The following is a 13,640-nucleotide window of genomic DNA, read 5'->3' on the forward strand; positions in this document are numbered from 1 at the left end:
GCGATCAAGCACTAACAACGGGCAGAGCGTGCCTATGGCACGGGCGAATGGCGGCAATGATGCCATTCGCCATTCGCTATCTCCTGTTCGCTCGCTGCAAACGTCGCGACAAGGAGACGCCGGGCAGCCTACGCCGCCGACGTCAGCCGCTGCAGGAACTGCGTCACCTCGCGCCGGAGCGTCTCGACTTCGCCATAGACGCGCTCGGAGGCGCTGTTGACGCGGCCGGCGACGCGGCCGGTATCGGCGGCAGCTTCGCTGATGCCCGTCACGTTGGAGGAAACTTGCGACGTGCCGACCGAGGCTTCTTGGACGTTGCGGGCAATTTCGCGCGTCGCGGCGCCCTGCTGCTCGATCGATGCTGCAATGCTGGCCGTGATGCCGTTGATCTCGGAGATGGTCTGCGCGATCGCCTCGACGGCCGCGACCGAATTGGTCGTCGAATGCTGCATCTCGCCGACCTTGGCGCTGATCTCCTCGGTCGCCTTCGCGGTCTGGTTGGCGAGGCTCTTGACTTCGGAGGCCACCACCGCGAAGCCGCGGCCGGCCTCGCCAGCGCGGGCCGCCTCGATCGTGGCGTTGAGCGCGAGGAGGTTGGTCTGCGAGGCGATCTCGCTGATCAGCTTGACGACGTCGCCGATCTGCATCGCGGCATCCGCAAGCGTGCGGATCTCGCTGCCGGCCCGATTGGCCTCGTTCACCGCCCGCCCCGTGCTCGCGGTCGAGCCGGCCACCTGGCGGTTGATCTCGGCGATCGATGATGCGAGCTGCTCCGCGGCGCTGGCGACGGTGGCGACGTTGCGCGAGGCCTGGTCGGACGCACTGAGCACGCCGGAGGTCTGCCGGCTGGTCTTCTCCGCCGCCGCGGCCATCTGACCGGCGTCGGATTCGAGATCGGTCGCGGCGCACATGAGGCCGCCCGCGACTGCGTCGAGATGCGTACCGAACTCTCGCGCGAGGCCGGCGATCTCCACAACGCGGCGGCCGAGGCTGTCGGTGCCGGCATTGATGACGACCGCCGAGCGACGGAACGAGCCGGGCAATCCGCGCGCGAGGATCTTGCGGAAATACCTGCCGCGGCTTGCATAGTCCATCGACGCCGAAGCCTCGCGGACGAAGGCGTCGGTGATGTCGAGCATGTCGTTGACGGACTTCTGGATCGCACCGATCCGCCCGGCCTGGCGCTCGGTCATGATCCGGGCCTCGAGATCGCCGCGCGCCGCCTTGCGGCACACGTCGGCGACCTCATCGACGTCTACCGCCGTGCGATGCTGGCACCAGACGGCATAGCCAAGCAGAACGAACGTCGCGCCAGGCAGAGCGGCACTGGCGATTCCGGTCACACCGAGAAATGAAAGAAGGAATGCAACGAGGGCAAGAACACACGCGAGCGCGGTCGCTCCCTGCGCCTTAGAGAGAGAGCACAAATTCATCGTAACCGACACCCTGTTGCTTGAGCAGCCCGACCATCGCCTCGAAGCTCGCATGCATGCCTTCCTTGGCATTGGCATGCCGCGCTTCCTCCGCGCATAGCGTCTTGTAGATCGGCTTGATGCGATCGATCTGCGCGGGGTCGGGCTTGCGACGGTTGGAGTGATAGCCGACGACATTACCACGCTCGTCGAATGTCGGCGTGACGTGGGCCAACACCCAGTAATGGCTGCCGTCCTTCGCCAGATTGACCACGTAGGCGAAGATTTCCTGCTTGGACTGGAGCGTGTCCCACAACAGCTTGAACACGGCACGCGGCATGTCGGGATGGCGGATCAGGCTGTGGGGCGCGCCCATCAGTTCCTTCCACGAGTACTTCGCCATCCGGATGAAGACATCATTGGCATAGGTGATGCGCCCCTTCAGATCGGTCTTCGATACGATCAACTCCTCCTCACCGAGGAGATTCTCCACCCCAGTGGGACGTATCGCTTGCATCTGTTGGACCCTCACGCAAAGGCCGGCCCCACAACGCTGTGGAGCCGCATCATACCCTCGTCTACGACAACAATGTTAACCGAATGTAAGCTCGGGAATCTTGCAAGCGGCGCCCGACTCCGTAGCACTACGTAGCGAGCCGTCGTTGCATCTCGTTGAACCACACGCGAGTGCGGGGATCGGCGTGGAGCAACGACTGCCGGTGTGACTGCGTGGGTCCCGCGACGGCGCTCGCGCAACGCGACTACATCGTCGCGCCCAGCACCCAGGGCGCGAACTCGGCACCGCCGAAGTCGAAGCTCTCGCTCTTGGTCGGCTTTCCCGAGGCGGTCTTGAGGATGAGATCGAAGATGCGCTGTCCGCACTGCTCGACGCTCTCCTCGCCTTCGAGGATGGTGCCGCAATTGACGTCCATGTCCTCTTCCATGCGCTTGTACATCGGCGTGTTGGTGGCGAGCTTGATCGAAGGCGCCGGCTTGCAGCCGAACACGCTGCCGCGACCGGTGGTGAAGCACACGAGATTGGCGCCGCCGGCGACCTGACCGGTGGCTGCAACGGGGTCGTAGCCAGGTGTGTCCATGAACACAAAGCCCTTCTTGGTGACGGGCTCGGCATAGCGCAGCACTTCGACGAGGTTGGTTGTGCCGGCCTTCGCCATCGCGCCGAGCGATTTTTCCAGGATGGTGGTGAGCCCGCCGGCCTTGTTGCCGGGACTCGGATTGGCGTTCATCTCGGCGCCTTCGCGCGTCGTGTATTCGTCCCACCAGCGCATGAGGTCGACCAGCTTCTCGCCGACCTCACGGCTGACGGCGCGGCGCGTCAGCAGGTGCTCCGCCCCGTAGGTCTCCGGCGTCTCCGACAGGATCACGGTGCCGCCGTGGCGGACGACGAGATCGCTCGCGGCGCCGAGCGCCGGATTGGCTGACACCCCGGAATAGCCGTCCGAGCCGCCGCATTGCAGCGCTACGGTAAGCTCGCTCGCCGGCACCGTCTCACGCTTCACTGTGTTGGCATCGGCGAGCGCCTCGCGGACGAAGGCGATGCCCGCCTCCACGGTCTTGCGGGTGCCGCCGACCTCCTGGATGTCCATTGCGCGCAGGCGGCCGGCGAGCTTCTGCTCTTCCATCAGGCCGCCGATCTGGTTCACCTCGCAGCCGAGGCCGAGCACGATGACATGCGAGAAATTGACGTGCCGCGCATAGCCTCCGAGCGTGCGACGGAGCAGCGCCAGCGGCTCGTTCTGCGTCATGCCGCAACCGGTCTTGTGGGTCAGCGCGACCACGCCGTCGACATTAGGGAAGTCGGCCAACGGATTGTCGCCGCTGAAGGGGTTCTTCTTGAAGACGTCGGCGACGAGGCTTGCGACATGCGCGCTGCAATTCACCGAGGTGAGGATGCCGATATAGTTGCGGGTGGCGACGCGGCCGTCCGGGCGGCGGATGCCTTCGAACGTCGCCGGCAGGTCGAAGTTCGGCGTCGGCTTGACGTCCGCGCAATAGGCGTAGTCCTTGGCGAAGTCGCCCATGCCGCAATTCTGCACGTGCACGTGCTGGCCCGGCGTAATGGCCTGGGTCGCAAAGCCGATGATCTGGCCATAGCGCTTGATCGGTTCGCCCAATGCGATCGGCTTGATCGCGACCTTGTGGCCGGAGGGAATGCGATCGACCGTGGTCACGCCGTCGGCGACCACCGTTCCCGGCGGCAGGCTCGCGCGTGCGATCACCACACCATCATCTGGATGCAGGCGGATGACGGGGCTGATGGCCATGGCGAGTCTCCTTCGGAGGCGAATGGTGAGTGGCGAATGGAAAATGGGGAGTAGCACTATTCGCTACTCCCCATGCGCCATTCGCGCGTTTCTTAAGCCTTGCCGCCGGAATCCTTGCGGGTCGCGTTGACCTGCATCCTGGCGTAGGTCGTCATCAGGCCGACTTCGTTCGACAACGTCACCAGCTTGAAGCCCATGTTGATGGCGCGCGCCGCGCCTTCGGCGCCGCTGCAGTGGATGCCCGGATTGAGGCCGCGCTTGCCGCACTCCTTGATGATCTTCTCATAGATGGCGAGGATCTCGGGCTCGGTCCGGTCAAGCTTGGGCTCGAGGCCGTAGGAGAAGCCGAGATCGGACGGACCGATATAAACGCCGTCGATGCCTTCGACGTCGAGGATCGCTTCCATGTTCTCGACTGCCGTCCTGGTCTCCATCATCGGCAGCAGCACGATCTCATCGTTGGCCGTCTTCTGGTATGAGCCCGCGCTGCCGTACATGCCGGCGCGGATTGGACCGTTGGAGCGGACGCCCTTCGGGGGGTACTTCGAATAAGAGACCAGGTTCCGGGCTTCCTGCGGCGTGTTGACCATTGGGCAGATCACGCCATAGGCGCCGCCATCGAGCACCTTGCCGATGATCCCCGGCTCGTTCCAGGGCACGCGGACCATCGGCGTGACCGGATGCTTGTCCATGGCCTGGAAGCACTGCACCATGGACAGATAGTCCTGCACGCCGTGCTGCATGTCGACGGTGACACTGTCAAAGCCGCATTGCGCGATCATCTCGGCCGAGAAGCCGGAGGGGATTGCCAGCCAAGCGTTGACGACCGCCTTGCCCGACTTCCAGATTTCCTTGACCTTGTTCGCCACGTTGCCTTCCTTCCCTGTTGCTCGCACTCGCCGCGGATCGCGTTGGGCCGCACTTTGAGCGAAAAAAAGCGTGAATGTCCATGGCTCTTGCCGCGCACGCACGCATATCTGGGTTCACCCCTCGGCTATTGTCTCATCCGCGCTTCCGCGCCCCGCCAGACTCTGTTCGAGTTCGCCGAGCATCTCCTGCAATTCGACGAGCTTGCGCGCCCCAAAGCGGCGCGTGATCTCGGCATAGATTGCCTCCGACGTCGGCGCCACGGCGGCCATCAGCTTCACGCCCTCTTTCGAGATCGAGACCATGCTGCGGCGCTGGTCCGCTTTCGCTGTCTTCCGTTCGATCAGATTGCGGGCCTCAAGGTCGCGCAAAATGCGCGACAGGCTCGGTCCGAGCAGGAATGCGGTGCGGGCAAGTTCCGTGACCTCCACCGCCTCGATGGCCGCAAGCGCCCGCAGGATGCGCCATTGCTGCTCGGTCAGACCGTGCTCGCGCAGCGAGGGACGAAACTGCCGCATCACCGCCTCCCGGGCCCGCAGCAACGACATGGGCAACGAACGCGAGAAGTCGCGCATCGGCACGTGCCGGGCGGCAGGCGCGTTTCCGTCGGCGGGATCAGCAAGTTTCTTCGTCATGACGCCCTTTCAAGCCGCAAAACGTTTGCAGTGCAGCAAGTCGAAATCGTGTTGACGCATTCACTTAACATGTTAAGTATCGTTCAGCACCACGATTTGTAAGATCACAAATGGCGCTTTCCAGCGACGATATCCAAGCTTGCGCGAGGCGTCTGCACCAGGCGGAGAAGACCCGCACGCAGATCCGGCAGCTCTCGCAGGACTTTCCCGACATCACCATCGCTGACGCCTACGCGATTCAGAAGGCCTGGGTCGACGTCAAGATCGCCGAGGGCCGCGTGGTGAAGGGCCACAAGATCGGCCTGACCTCGAAGGCGATGCAGAGCGCGCTCGACATCGACGAGCCGGATTCCGGCGTGTTGCTCGACGACATGTTCTTTACCGACGGCGGGATCATCCCGACCGAACGCTTCATCGCGACGCGCGTCGAGGCCGAGCTCGCTTTCGTCATGACCAAGCGACTCTCCGGGCCTAGTTGCACGATGTTCGACGTGCTCAATGCCACCGATTTCGTCGTGCCGGCGCTGGAGATTTTGGACACGCGTATCGAGCGCGTCGATCCCAGGACCAAAACGACGCGAAAGATCTATGACACCATCGCCGACAATGCGGCGAATGCCGGCATCGTGCTCGGGGGACGGCCGATCCGTCCGCTCGACACGGACCTGCGCTGGATCGGCGCTCTGTGCTTCAAGAACGGCCAGCTCGAGGAGACCGGTCTTGCCGCCGGCGTGCTCAATCATCCCGCCACGGCCGTGGCCTGGCTCGCCAACAAGATCGCGCCGCTTGGGCTCGCGCTGGAGCCAGGCCAGGTCGTACTGGCCGGCTCTTTCATCCGTCCGATCGAGACCCGCAAGGGCGACACAATCCAGGCCGATTATGGCGCCTACGGCTCGGTGAGCTGCTACTTCGCTTAGGCGAACAAGAAGGCAGGGAGTGAAACCGCGATGCCGCATTTCACGATCGAATATTCAGCCAATCTCGACGGCCGTCTCGACATCGCGGCGGTGTGCGAGGTCGTGCGCAAGGCCGCGGTCGAAACCGGCATCTTCCCGATCGGCGGCATCCGCGTTCGCGCCATCCGCTGCGAGCACTATGCGATTGCCGACGCAAGGCACGATTACGGCTTTCTCGATATGGTGCTGCGCATCGGCGAGGGCCGCGATCTCGAGACGCGTCAGAAGGCCGGCAGGCATGTCTTTCAGGCGCTCTCGAAACACCTCGATCCTGTCTTTGCCGCCAGCAAGTTCGCTCTATCGTTCGACATGCAGATCAACGACAAGGACACCAGCTGGAAACGCAACAACATCCACGACGCCCTGAAAGCGGAGGCCGCCCATGGATAAGCCCGCTCCGAAAACCGATGTGTTCCAGGCCAACCGCGACCGCGTCGCGCCGTTGATGAAGAAGCTGCGTGCCGACGGCATCGGCCACATGATCGACGGCAAGACCGTTGCCTCCATCTCAGGCGAGACGTTCGAGACCAAATCGCCCGTCGATGGCACGACACTGGCGAGCGTCGCGCGCGGCACCGCCGAAGACGTCGATCGCGCCGCAACGGCCGCCGCGCTGGCCTTCAGATCCTGGCGCGACATGGGCCCGGCGATGCGGAAGAAGCTGCTGCACCGCGTTGCAGATGCCATCGAGGACAATGCCGAGGACATCGCGGTGCTCGAATGCATCGATACCGGCCAGGCCTATCGCTTCATGGCCAAGGCGGCGATCCGCGCCGCGGAGAATTTCCGCTTCTTCGCCGACAAATGCGCGGAGGCGCGCGACGGGCTCAACACGCCGAGCGACGAGCACTGGAACGTCTCGACCCGCGTGCCGATCGGCCCGGTGGGCGTGATCACGCCGTGGAACACGCCGTTCATGCTCTCGACCTGGAAGATCGCACCGGCGCTGGCCGCGGGCTGCACCGTCGTGCACAAGCCAGCGGAATGGTCGCCGGTGACGGCGTCCATCCTGGCTGAGCTCGTCAAGGAGGCCGGCGTCCCCGACGGCGTGCTCAACACCGTGCACGGTTTCGGCGAAGAGGCCGGCAAGGCGCTGACCGAGCATCCCGCCATCAAGGCGATCGGCTTCGTCGGCGAGAGCGCGACCGGTTCTGCAATCATGATGCAGGGCGCGCCGACCCTCAAACGCGTGCATTTCGAGCTCGGCGGCAAGAACCCCGTGATCGTGTTCGACGACGCCGATCTCGACCGCGCGCTCGATGCCGTCGTGTTCATGATCTACTCGCTCAACGGCGAGCGCTGCACGTCGTCGAGCCGCCTGCTGATCCAGCAAACCATCGCGGATAAATTCGTGGAGAGGCTGACCTCGCGCGTGAAGGCGCTGAAGGTCGGCCATCCCCTCGATCCCGCAACCGAGATCGGGCCGCTGATCCACGAGCGGCACCTCGCCAAGGTCTGCTCCTACTTCGACGTCGCGCGGCAGGACGGTGCTGTGATCGCCGTCGGCGGCAAAACCCATGACGGCCCGGGCGGCGGGCACTATGTCGAGCCGACGCTGGTGACCGGCGCGCACGGCAAGATGCGGGTTGCGCAGGAGGAGGTGTTCGGTCCCTTCCTCACCGTGCTGCCGTTCAAGGAAGAAGCAGACGCGATCGAGATCGCCAACGACATCCGCTACGGCCTCACCGGCTATGTCTGGACCAACGACATGGGCCGGGCGCTGCGCGTCGCCGACGCGCTGGAGGCCGGCATGATCTGGCTGAATTCGGAGAACGTCCGCCATCTGCCGACGCCGTTCGGCGGCATGAAGGCCAGCGGTATCGGCCGCGACGGCGGCGACTATTCGTTCGACTTCTACATGGAAACCAAGCACGTCTCGCTGGCGCGGGGCACGCACAAGATTCAGAAACTGGGGATCTGAGTCATTCCGGGGTGCGACGTAGTCGTGGGCCGGAATCCATTCGTCGACCGACTCTGTTGCACGATGGATTTCCGGGTTCGGCTCTACGAGCCGCCCGGAATGACAAAATTGGGGAAACGCCGATGCCGGTACCGCAGCACATCTTCGAGCCGCCGTTCAACATCATCCGTTCCAGTCACGTCGTACTCGACGTGACCGACCTGCAGTTGAGCCGCGCGTTCTACGAGACCACGGTCGGGCTGCATGTCGAAGATGCGGACGATCAGGTCGTCTATCTGCGCGCCGCCGAGGAGCATCAGCATCATTCGCTGGTGTTGCGCAAAGCCGCCGCTCCGGCCTGCGCGCGACTTGGCTTCAAGGTGGGCAATGATGGCGATCTCGACAAGGCCGCCAAGTTCCTCTCCGAGAACGGCCTCTCCTATTCGTTCGCCGACCAGCCCTTCCAGGGCCGCACGCTGCAGTTTACCGATCCGTTCGGCTTCCAGATCGAGCTCTACGCGTCGATGGACCGGCGGCCGCATCTCTTGCGTCGCTACGATCTCTACCGGGGCTGCCACCCCCAGCGGCTCGATCATTTCAACGTGTTCGCTGCCGAAGTGCAGGACACGATGGAATTCTACGCCAAACTCGGCTTCCGTCTCACCGAGTACGCCGAGGAGGATGGACCCAGCGGGCGCATCGCCGCAGCCTGGATGCATCGCAAGGGCAACGTTCACGACTTCGCCATGACCAACGGCAGGGGCCCACGCCTGCACCATTTCGCCTATTGGACGCCGACCGCGATGAACATCATCCATCTCTGTGACGTCATGGCCTCGCAAGGCTTCGTGAAGAACATCGAGCGAGGGCCAGGACGCCACGGCATCTCGAATGCGTTCTTCCTCTATGTGCGCGACCCCGACGGGCACCGCCTCGAACTCTACACCAGCGACTACTTCACGGGCGATCACGATCACGAGCCGCTGCGCTGGTCGCTGCGCGATCCGCGCCGCCAGACGCTGTGGGGCGCCCCTGCCCCGCGCTCCTGGTTCGAGCAGGGCTCGCCGTTCACGGGCCAGGCGGTGCGCGAGCCGAAATTCGTCGCCGACGTGCTGGTGGCGGATTGATGATGCTGCCTCGCTTCGCGACCTATTCCGTCAATGGTGCAACCAGGTATGGCGCCGTCGTGGACGGCGGCCTCGTCGATCTCTCTGCGCGTCACGCCAAGGACTATCCCACACTGCGCGAGGTGATCGCGGCCGGCAAGCTCGTGAGCCTTGCGGAGGAAGCCGGCGGCCGCGCGCCGGATCATGCGTTCGCCGACATCGCCTGGCTGCCGCCGGTGCCCGCGCCGGAGAAGATCATCTGCATCGGCGTCAACTATCCCGACCGCAATGCCGAGTACAAGGATGGCCAAGACGCGCCGAGATATCCGAGCATGTTCATGCGCTCGCCCCGCTCGTTCGTCGGCCACGACACGCCGCTGGTGCGCCCGCGCGCGTCCGCGCAGCTCGACTATGAGGGCGAGATCGTGCTCGTGATCGGCAAGCAAGGCCGGCACATTCCGGAAAGCGCCGCGCTCGACCACGTCGCTGCGCTCACGCTCTGCAACGAAGGCTCGGTACGCGACTGGCTGCGCCACGCCAAGTTCAATGTGACCCAGGGCAAGAATTTCGATTCCAGCGGCAGCTTGGGTCCGTGGCTCGTGCCCTACACTCAGGAATCGCAGATTGCGGACGTCAGGCTCACCACGCGTGTCAACGGCGAGCTGCGGCAGGACGACCGCACCAGCCGGTTGATGTTTCCGGTCCGCTATCTCCTGAACTATATCTCGACCTTCGCGACGCTCGTTCCCGGCGATATCATCGTCACGGGCACGCCGACCGGCGCGGGTGCCCGGTTCGATCCGCCGCGCTACCTGAAGCCCGGCGACGTCGTCGAGGTCGAGGCCGAGGGCATCGGACTCTTGCGCAACGGTGTCGTCGACGAAGCCTGACCAACCATCGAAGTGGAATGATGCAATGACCACCCTCACCGGCGGCGAAGCGATCGTAAGCGGGCTTGTTGCTCACGGCGTCGACACCGTATTCGGCCTGCCCGGCGCGCAGGTCTACGGCCTGTTCGACGCTTTCCACCAGGCCGAGCTCAAGGTGATCGGCGCGCGGCACGAGCAGGCCTGCGGCTACATGGCATTCGGCTATGCGCGTTCCAGCGGCCGGCCCGGCGTGTTCAGTGTCGTGCCCGGCCCCGGCGTGCTCAATGCCAGCGCGGCGCTGCTCACCGCGTTCGGCTGCAACGAACCGGTGCTCTGCGTCACCGGCCAGGTACCGACGCAGTTCCTCGGCAAGGGCCGCGGCCATCTGCACGAGATGCCGGACCAGCTCGCGACTTTGCGCACCTATGTCAAATGGGCCGAGCGGATCGAATATCCCGGCAATGCGCCGACGATCGTCGCGCGCGCCTTCCAGGAGATGATGTCTGGCCGGCGCGGACCCGCCTCGGTCGAGATGCCCTGGGACGTCTTCACACAGCGCGCCGATACGGCGGCAGCCCAAATGCTGGAGCCGCTGCCCGCGCCGCAGCCAGACCCGGACTTGATCAAGCAGGCGGCCACGCTCATCAAGAACAGCAAGGCGCCGATGATCTTCGTCGGCAGCGGTGCGATCGAAGCAGGCGAGGAGATCCTCGAGCTTGCCGAGATGATCGATGCGCCTGTCGTCGCCTTCCGCAGCGGCCGCGGCATCGTCTCCAACGCGCATGAGCTCGGACTCACCATGGCCGCCGCCTACAAGCTCTGGCCCACGACTGACCTGATGATCGCCATCGGTACCCGAGCAGAATTGCCGGCATCTGGCTTCCGCTGGCCGTATCAGCCCACGGGACTGAAATCCATTCGGATCGACATTGATCCGGCCGAGATGCGCCGGATTATCTCCGATGCCGCTATTGTGGCCGACGCCAAGGCAGGCACGGCCGATCTCGTGACGGCCGTGAAGAAGGCGGGCTATGTGAGGAGCAGCGACCGACGGGAGAAAATCCGGGAGGCGACGGCGTCAGCGCAAGCCGAAATCCAGCGCATCCAGCCGCAGATGGCGTACCTCAAAATCCTTCGCGATGTGTTGCCCGCGAATGCGATCGTCACCGATGAGCTGTCGCAGGTCGGCTTCGCCTCCTGGTACGGCTTCCCGGTTTACCAGCCGCGCACCTTCATCACGTCGGGCTATCAGGGTACGCTCGGCTCGGGCTTTCCGACCGCGCTTGGCGCCAAGGTTGCGAACCCCGACAAGCCGGTGGTGGCGATCACCGGCGACGGCGGGTTCATGTTCGGCGTGCAGGAGCTTTCGACCGCGGTGCAGTTCAACATCGGCGTGGTCACCCTGGTGTTCAACAACAACGCCTATGGCAATGTTCGCCGCGACCAGCGCGAACGTTTCGACGGCCGCGTGGTGGCATCGGACCTCGTCAATCCGGATTTCGTCAAGCTCGCGGAGTCCTTTGGCGTCGCCGCTGCGCGCGTCACCGCGCCGGATCAGTTCAAGGCCGTGCTAGAGAAGGCCCTCAACCACAATGGGCCGTCTCTGATTGCGGTCGAGGTGCCCAGGGATTCGGAAGTGAGCCCCTGGGCGTTCATCCACCCGCCGAAGCCTTGATATGAGCAGCGCCCTGCAAGCGCGCGGCTGCAATCACCAGCAAGCCGGCGCCTGCGACTGACCAGCAGGCGATCGGCGCCCAATGCAGCAGCGGCGCGTATTCCGGCATCTTCTGCAGGCCGCCGGCAACCGCTGCCATCCGCGCGAAGGTTCCGAGCGCGAGCGCAGAGAAGACGAGGCCCGTCACCTTGCCTTCTGCGCCGGTGGAGCCGATGGCGAGCGCCGCCGAGACCGCGCTTATCAGCATGCAGCCCCACGCGGCGCCGGCGAGGAATTGTGCGGCGATCAGAACATTGAGGCTGCCGGCGAATTCGGCCGCTGCGATCGCCGCGGCGCCGAACAGGCCGGCAGCACCCATCACGATAAGGCCGCCGCGATGCTTGACCACGAGGCTCGCCGGAAACATCGCGATGTTGAAGCCTATCCAGAATACCGGCATCAGCCATTGCAGCTCGTCGGGCTTGGCAAAGCGCAGATAGGACGGTCCGCTGTTCATGGCAAAGTGCAGTTGATACCCGAACGCCAGGGCCACCATCGCGACGATGAAGGCGATCGGCACCAAGCCAAGCGGCTTGGCCGCCTCGGCCGGCGTCGGCGGCGGCGTATCCTGCGCGACATCGGACTCGATCCGTGACAGCGCCAGCGCGGTGAGCAGCAGCACGAAGCTGGAGATGACGAAGGGCAACCTTGCGTCGTGCTCGCGCAGCACCACGCCGAGATAGGGCGAGACCGCGCCGGCGACGCCGTAGCCCAGCATCGCCAGCGCCGCGAGGAACGGCACCTGGGGCTTGGCGCGGTATTTTCCGAGAAGAGTGAGCGGCGGCGCGCGCAGCGCAGAGGACGTGATCGACCAGATCACGATCAGTGCAATGAACCAGACTTGCGCGGCCGGACCGGCGCCGGCAACGAAGGGGAGCGCGACGAAGGCGCCGCAGGAGATCGCAGCCATGAGCCCGACGAACAGGCCGAGTCGCCCGACATGGGGCGTCAGCTTGTCCGCCGCGATACCCATCGCCGTGTCGGCAATGGTGAAGATGCCTTGGTCCAGCATGAGGATGAGGATGACGGCGCTCGGAGCGATGCCAACCTCGGCCGCGAGTCTCGGCAGATAAACGACATAGGTCGTCCACCCCAGCGTGAACATCAGTTGCAGCGCAGCGAGATAGAGGCCTGTCCGATTCGCCGCGCCCGTGCCGGCCGAGAGCTGTGTGGTTGTCATGTCGCCGCCTCCCCGTCTCCAGCTTAGACGAGCAAGGGCTGCGAGGAAACGGATCAGCGCGTCCTGCGGAAGGTCAGATTAAGCCGCTTCCGCCCCAGCAGCGAATGCTCGCCATCGGCAAGAGGGGCCACGCCGTGATAGGAGAGCCTGCTGGCGCCGCCCCAGACCACCACGTCGCCATGCACCAGGCGAAAGCGGCGCGGCTTGTCGCTGCGCGCCGGGCCGCCGAACAGGAAGGTCGCGGGCAGGCCGAGCGAGACCGAGACGATCGGCGCCGAATAATCCAGCTCGTCCTTGTCCTGATGCAAGGACAGCCGCGCGCCGGGCTCGTAGCGGTTGACGAGGCAGGCATCGGGCGCAAAGTCGGCGAAACCGCCCTGCTCCGCGGCGCGGCGGGCGAGATCGCGGAACAAAGGCGGCATCGCCGGCCATGGCGCGCCGGTGCGCGGATCGACCGGGTCGTAACGATAGCCGGTGTGATCGGTGATCCAGCCGCGCTCGCCGCAATTGGTCATCGCCACCGACATCTGGTGGCCGCCGGGCGTGGTCATGCGCCGGAACGGAGACTGCGCCACGATGGCGCGCACCGCTTCGATCAGCTCGCTCTCGATCGGCGTGACGAAGCCGCGCAGCAGCACGGCGCCGTCGGCGATCTCCTCGCGCGACGGCTGCGCCTCGGCAACACTGTCGAACAGATCACCTGTCAATCGCAGCGC

Annotated in this window: 13 protein-coding genes; 6 read left to right on the forward strand and 7 right to left on the reverse strand. The window is 64.8% G+C overall.

The window, feature by feature from the left end; genetic code table 11:
• Nucleotides 1-128 precede the first annotated feature (128 nt).
• The 5 genes from ASG57_RS28950 to hpaR form a co-directional block, all read right to left on the reverse strand.
• On the reverse strand, nucleotides 129-1,433 hold the full coding sequence (locus ASG57_RS28950; protein WP_024339718.1) for a methyl-accepting chemotaxis protein: 1,305 nt from the start codon (nucleotides 1,431-1,433) through the stop codon (nucleotides 129-131).
• Complete coding sequence (locus ASG57_RS28955; RefSeq protein WP_024339717.1) at nucleotides 1,411-1,929, reverse strand: PAS domain-containing protein; 519 nt, start codon at nucleotides 1,927-1,929, stop codon at nucleotides 1,411-1,413. Before ASG57_RS28955 ends, ASG57_RS28950 begins: the two co-directional genes overlap by 23 nt.
• A gap of 244 nt (nucleotides 1,930-2,173) precedes the next feature.
• Nucleotides 2,174-3,697, reverse strand: a complete 1,524-nt coding sequence (locus ASG57_RS28960; RefSeq protein WP_024339716.1) for a UxaA family hydrolase — start codon at nucleotides 3,695-3,697, stop codon at nucleotides 2,174-2,176.
• A gap of 92 nt (nucleotides 3,698-3,789) precedes the next feature.
• Nucleotides 3,790-4,566, reverse strand: coding sequence for an HpcH/HpaI aldolase family protein (locus tag ASG57_RS28965; protein WP_024339715.1), 777 nt, complete (start codon nucleotides 4,564-4,566; stop codon nucleotides 3,790-3,792).
• A 114-nt stretch (nucleotides 4,567-4,680) separates the two neighbouring features.
• Nucleotides 4,681-5,199 (reverse strand): homoprotocatechuate degradation operon regulator HpaR, encoded by a 519-nt coding sequence (gene hpaR / locus ASG57_RS28970; protein ID WP_024339714.1) that lies wholly within the window; start codon nucleotides 5,197-5,199, stop codon nucleotides 4,681-4,683.
• Nucleotides 5,200-5,309: 110 nt separating this feature from the next.
• Here hpaR and hpaH point away from each other — a divergent pair, with 110 nt between their 5' ends.
• From hpaH to ASG57_RS29000, 6 genes are all read left to right on the forward strand, one after another.
• The gene (gene hpaH, locus ASG57_RS28975; RefSeq protein WP_024339713.1) at nucleotides 5,310-6,116 is read left to right on the forward strand and encodes a 2-oxo-hept-4-ene-1,7-dioate hydratase; all 807 of its coding nucleotides are present in this window, start codon (nucleotides 5,310-5,312) and stop codon (nucleotides 6,114-6,116) included.
• 30 nt (nucleotides 6,117-6,146) lie between these two features.
• Nucleotides 6,147-6,545 carry a 5-carboxymethyl-2-hydroxymuconate Delta-isomerase gene (locus ASG57_RS28980; RefSeq protein WP_024339712.1) on the forward strand — a complete coding sequence of 133 codons (399 nt, stop codon included), beginning with the start codon at nucleotides 6,147-6,149 and terminating at the stop codon, nucleotides 6,543-6,545.
• Nucleotides 6,538-8,076 (forward strand): 5-carboxymethyl-2-hydroxymuconate semialdehyde dehydrogenase, encoded by a 1,539-nt coding sequence (gene hpaE, locus ASG57_RS28985; RefSeq protein WP_024339711.1) that lies wholly within the window; start codon nucleotides 6,538-6,540, stop codon nucleotides 8,074-8,076. The genes ASG57_RS28980 and hpaE overlap by 8 nt, the downstream gene beginning before the upstream one ends.
• Before the next feature lie 122 nt (nucleotides 8,077-8,198).
• Nucleotides 8,199-9,182 (forward strand): 3,4-dihydroxyphenylacetate 2,3-dioxygenase, encoded by a 984-nt coding sequence (hpaD, locus tag ASG57_RS28990; protein ID WP_024339710.1) that lies wholly within the window; start codon nucleotides 8,199-8,201, stop codon nucleotides 9,180-9,182.
• Entirely contained in the window at nucleotides 9,182-10,051 is an 870-nt protein-coding gene (locus ASG57_RS28995; protein ID WP_024339709.1) for a fumarylacetoacetate hydrolase family protein, read from the forward strand. Before hpaD ends, ASG57_RS28995 begins: the two co-directional genes overlap by 1 nt.
• A 25-nt stretch (nucleotides 10,052-10,076) precedes the next feature.
• On the forward strand, nucleotides 10,077-11,705 hold the full coding sequence (locus tag ASG57_RS29000; protein ID WP_024339708.1) for a thiamine pyrophosphate-dependent enzyme: 1,629 nt from the start codon (nucleotides 10,077-10,079) through the stop codon (nucleotides 11,703-11,705).
• Here the strand turns inward: ASG57_RS29000 and ASG57_RS29005 are convergent.
• Nucleotides 11,683-12,924, reverse strand: coding sequence for an MFS transporter (locus ASG57_RS29005; RefSeq protein ID WP_024339707.1), 1,242 nt, complete (start codon nucleotides 12,922-12,924; stop codon nucleotides 11,683-11,685). The two genes, ASG57_RS29000 and ASG57_RS29005, sit on opposite strands and share 23 nt — an antisense overlap.
• 53 nt (nucleotides 12,925-12,977) lie before the next feature.
• The gene (gene alkB, locus ASG57_RS29010; protein WP_024339706.1) at nucleotides 12,978-13,631 is read right to left on the reverse strand and encodes a DNA oxidative demethylase AlkB; all 654 of its coding nucleotides are present in this window, start codon (nucleotides 13,629-13,631) and stop codon (nucleotides 12,978-12,980) included.
• Nucleotides 13,632-13,640: the final 9 nt, after the last annotated feature.

It is taken from the genome of Bradyrhizobium sp. Leaf396 (assembly GCF_001424605.1).
In the GTDB taxonomy this organism is placed as follows: Bacteria; Pseudomonadota; Alphaproteobacteria; order Rhizobiales; family Xanthobacteraceae; genus Bradyrhizobium; species Bradyrhizobium japonicum_C.

Excerpts from the sequence above, each read along its gene's own strand:
- ASG57_RS29005 (WP_024339707.1), bottom strand. The coding sequence starts at position 12,924 with ATGACAACCACACAGCTCTCGGCCGGCACGGGCGCGGCGAATCGGACA.
- hpaE (WP_024339711.1), top strand. The coding sequence starts at position 6,538 with ATGGATAAGCCCGCTCCGAAAACCGATGTGTTCCAGGCCAACCGCGAC.
- hpaR (WP_024339714.1), bottom strand. The coding sequence starts at position 5,199 with ATGACGAAGAAACTTGCTGATCCCGCCGACGGAAACGCGCCTGCCGCC.
- ASG57_RS29000 (WP_024339708.1), top strand. The coding sequence starts at position 10,077 with ATGACCACCCTCACCGGCGGCGAAGCGATCGTAAGCGGGCTTGTTGCT.
- ASG57_RS28980 (WP_024339712.1), top strand. The coding sequence starts at position 6,147 with ATGCCGCATTTCACGATCGAATATTCAGCCAATCTCGACGGCCGTCTC.
- hpaD (WP_024339710.1), top strand. The coding sequence starts at position 8,199 with ATGCCGGTACCGCAGCACATCTTCGAGCCGCCGTTCAACATCATCCGT.
- ASG57_RS28955 (WP_024339717.1), bottom strand. The coding sequence starts at position 1,929 with ATGCAAGCGATACGTCCCACTGGGGTGGAGAATCTCCTCGGTGAGGAG.
- ASG57_RS28995 (WP_024339709.1), top strand. The coding sequence starts at position 9,182 with ATGATGCTGCCTCGCTTCGCGACCTATTCCGTCAATGGTGCAACCAGG.
- ASG57_RS28950 (WP_024339718.1), bottom strand. The coding sequence starts at position 1,433 with ATGAATTTGTGCTCTCTCTCTAAGGCGCAGGGAGCGACCGCGCTCGCG.
- ASG57_RS28960 (WP_024339716.1), bottom strand. The coding sequence starts at position 3,697 with ATGGCCATCAGCCCCGTCATCCGCCTGCATCCAGATGATGGTGTGGTG.
- hpaH (WP_024339713.1), top strand. The coding sequence starts at position 5,310 with ATGGCGCTTTCCAGCGACGATATCCAAGCTTGCGCGAGGCGTCTGCAC.